Origin of the sequence: Serratia sp. ASV30 (genome assembly GCF_016428815.1) — a bacterium.
In the GTDB taxonomy this organism is placed as follows: Bacteria; Pseudomonadota; Gammaproteobacteria; order Enterobacterales; family Enterobacteriaceae; genus Chania; species Chania fonticola_C.
Genome location: NZ_JAELTL010000122.1, coordinates 1 through 3,706, shown reverse-complemented (window position 1 = coordinate 3,706; position 3,706 = coordinate 1). Strand labels below are relative to the sequence as shown.

Below are 3,706 nucleotides of genomic sequence, written 5' to 3'. Positions count from 1 at the left end.
CCCCCCCCCCCCCCCCCCCCCCCCCCCCCCCCCCCCCCCCCCCCCCCCCCCCCCCCCCCCCCCCCCCCCCCCCCCCCCCCCCCCCCCCCCCCCCCCCCCCCCCCCCCCCCCCCCCCCCCCCCCCACAAACCCTTTTTTAGTTGGCATCGTCGGCAGCGTCAGATGTGTATAAGAGACAGCCTTTATCTGCGCAACCACCAAAGATTTCATCAACGAGTAGATACACAGCATAACGGTCACGTGCACTCGCACTCACGTCTGACTTGGGTGAGTACATAGTATTGCTTGGAGAAAGACCGCTGAAATCCATGTCGAACATGTCTAGGAGTAATATATTTAGCTTACGATCATTTTCCTGCACAAGGATGTTTTCAGGTTTGAGATCACCATGGTTAAGTTCAAGGTCATGTATTTTGTTGATGGCACGAATAATCTCGTCTGCGACCTCGTAGCGCTGTTCGTAGGTTTTACCTTTTTGCTCCATCCATGTCTCAAGATTAATACCCTCAACGTACTCTTGTACAACATGAGTACCGTTCATGCCGTGTCCAAAATCAACAAGCTTCGGTATCGGCAATACATTGTTGCTTGCAGTTTTACAACGATTAAGGAAGTGCAACAGGCGTTGCGATTGCCCGTGATTGTCGGGATTTGGACGAGCCGCCATGAATATACGTACAGTGCACGCTTTACCTTCTGCGGTGTTAGAGCGGTAAGCAAGACGTTGGCGTACCATGTCCTGCTCCGGCTGGAAATTCGGATCTTGTAAAAACACCATCATTGGGATTACTTGTGTGCCGTATGATGTAAGTTCATCAAGCACACGCTGCTTATCTTCGTTAGTATCAATGTTTTGCAAGTTTACCAATTGAGCTAACGCTTCAAGCATTTGACCAGCATTTTCAAAACGATCATTAGCCTCTGGTTCTAACGCCTTTTGGAACCAACTATGCAACCTGCCTTCAAACGGGTCACTCTCTGGTGCTGGACCTGGCCATTCTTTCCAACTTTCTTTTGGGCGTGGTAGCTTAGCACCATAGGCAATCTCATAAGTCAGAACGCCAAGCTGGAATACATCAAGTGCCTGACCAAGTATCTCGGTTGTACCGAAGGAGTCTTCTGGCATTTCAACTCGTGTACTGTTTAGCTCTTGGCGCAGGTCAGCAAGAGATGTATTGCCCATATCAGGAAATTTACTGCTGAGTAAACCGCTAATCAGCACAGCACCACGAGTTTTATCCCACCATAGGCGAGCAGTGCTTAGGTCACGATGGTATACGCCTATTGCGTGCATTGATGCTAATGGAGTTATTACAGAGCGGATAATCGCTAGTCGATCTTCAGGGTTTAGAGAGGAGGAGTTTAGGTAATCATCTAAACGTTCCACCATTGGAGGTAAGGCATACACTTCAGCCATGTCTACCGGTAAAGAATCTTCATTTAGGTCGTGCTTAAAATTGAGCAGATAGTCATCGCTCAACTGGCGATCGGTCTTACGAATATAGCGGATTGCGCGTTCTTCTCGTAGGCCAAGAAAGGCCCGCAAAGTCATAGTCGTATCTACGTTGTGCAGGTTATTGAAGTTCCAGATCCGCACTAAAGCCTTATCTTCAGCATCACGAATGTGTTCACCAATGTGCTCATTATAAACGCCTTTAGGTCCTTTAAACGCAGGCTCGTTTAGTTCAGGGATGATGTAGCTTGCTTCGGAACGGTAGCGTTTTTGGATGGCTTTACCACCACGTCGCCAGTCGTCAAATATCTTGATTTGATTGCGGTCGCACGGGCGAAGATGTGGATTTTTTTCGAAGTAGTATGATGCTTTATCCTGCGGGATAATATCTTTGTAGGTTTCTTTGTCACCGATGTTTTTGAAGTCTTCGATATAAACGACCATTGGAGCGTCTGTTGGAGTAGTTCGGCGTATTTTTGCTTCACCACATAGAACTACCATGGGCTGCACTTCGAAGAAAGTATTGCCCCAGCGCTTAGCTAAGTCTCTTTGAAATAACGACTTTATGCGCATCGCATGACCACGCTTAATGTCTATAGGCGACGCATGCTTAATAATGTTACCTTTAGGAGTGGTTTGGTACCAAGTGCGATCATCCATCTCAATGATACCAGCCCAGTTCTTTAGTTCGACAAGCAGTACACGATCTTCCGCGAAGATCAACATATCGATCTCCATCGTTTTTCCTTGAATGTCTGTCATCAGAAAGCCAGCGTAGCCAACCCAGTGAGCAGGGAGGCTGTCACGCAGTAGAAGTGCCGCATCATGTTCGGACTTCATTAGACCTTCGGAGCTTACAACGATGAGTTCCATTTTTATCCTTTCTTTGGTCATTCGCTGTCTAAGCCATCGCTTATGGCATCTGCAGACGCATTAATGATGTAGGGTAGAGGTCACGGGGTTTTTTGTAACTTTTTGATTTTACTGTGAAAATGGCAGTTAGTCAGTGCTCATGTCAACTCGCTGAAAATGAGTCGGAATTGCACATAACCTGTTGTCAATCTCTGATTGGCATGGTCCACTTTTTCGCCAATTGATGCAAGGTTCTTATAGAACAACCCCACTCCTGACTTTACCAGTGGGGTATATCTGGTGCCCCTTCTGCCAGTGCTTCGACCTTACTCACCGTGCAGATTCAGCGATGCAGGGTGAGGCTTTCTGGACATTCAGTTCTACTCAGTTTTAATAGCAGGTCTTCGGTGTTAAATTCCCTTTGCAAACAAATCACCAATGAAAACAATGAAATAGTGCCATCTCCATCATCGATAAAACAGGTTGTAAGCGTTTTTTATGCCCAGGTAGGGAAACGTATTAACCCATGCTGTTAACGCTGTCAGAAAGGCTTACAGGCTGTCTGATGGTGGTGTTTTATGTTGATGGTTCCATGGCTGCTGATTTCTGATGTGTCTTCCTTCTGGTTGTAATTCCAGGTCCAGTCACCACGGCTTATGCTGTATATCCCCGTGTTACAGGTCTTACAGTGCTTTTCTCCTTTGTAGTGATCTCGGCACCAGACACAGTACCAAAACCTGATGGTCCCAAGTGTATCCAAATTATTGAGAATTGAGCGCAGTCTTCGCATAAAGACCAGCCTTTTGATTTCGGTGTTGAGATAGCCGCATCCCGCCAGCAACTCTTTGGTCGTTTCATCAGGGTTGTGCACAAACCAAGCTTCTTCGCTAACGACATCGTTACGAAGTTTCAAAGGGCAATGGCAGGCGGTACAGAACCACTGTGCATCGGGGGAGGAGTTAACTTCCTTCGCGAGCACGTAATGATCTTTGCTGTCGAAGGCCAGATATAACTTCAAATTCGGCAAGATGAGTTTATGCATGATTATTCATTTCCTGTTATAAGAAAATAATGCTTAATTTAGTTTTTGAAATAGCCATCGGGTCAGACGGCATGGCGAGGCTTATTAATCACGAAAGAATCGGATTAATGGAAGTAGATATGCCGTCTATCCCGACAATGTTGTTTAAGCGTGCTGTACTCTTCCGAGTCAGAGCTTACTTACGTTGTAAAACGCTCTGTAACGCACTTTGAGAGGTTTTTACTATGAAGATGAGGAACTAATATTGGCTTTGTGGTGTTGAAGCCATCAGAGGGTGTTACAGCTGTCTCTTATACACATCTAAAAAGGGGGGGGGGGGGGGGGGGGGGGGGGGGGGGGGGGGGGGGGGGGGGGGGGGG

General features: G+C 47.3%; 2 protein-coding genes. Both read right to left on the bottom strand.

The genetic code is table 11. From position 1 onward, the window contains the following. Nucleotides 1-136: 136 nt before the first annotated feature. A complete protein-coding gene (locus JHD74_RS25515) occupies nucleotides 137-2,326 on the bottom strand; it encodes an NERD domain-containing protein kinase family protein (protein ID WP_199063843.1) in 2,190 nt (729 codons plus the stop codon). Nucleotides 2,327-2,846: 520 nt separating this feature from the next. Continuing rightward, nucleotides 2,847-3,347, bottom strand: coding sequence for a putative zinc ribbon protein (locus JHD74_RS25510; protein ID WP_199063842.1), 501 nt, complete (start codon nucleotides 3,345-3,347; stop codon nucleotides 2,847-2,849). Nucleotides 3,348-3,706: the final 359 nt, after the last annotated feature.

What these genes read in the sequence shown, in the direction of transcription:
- JHD74_RS25515 (WP_199063843.1), bottom strand. Translation starts at nt 2,326, where the DNA reads ATGGAACTCATCGTTGTAAGCTCCGAAGGTCTAATGAAGTCCGAACAT.
- JHD74_RS25510 (WP_199063842.1), bottom strand. Translation starts at nt 3,347, where the DNA reads ATGCATAAACTCATCTTGCCGAATTTGAAGTTATATCTGGCCTTCGAC.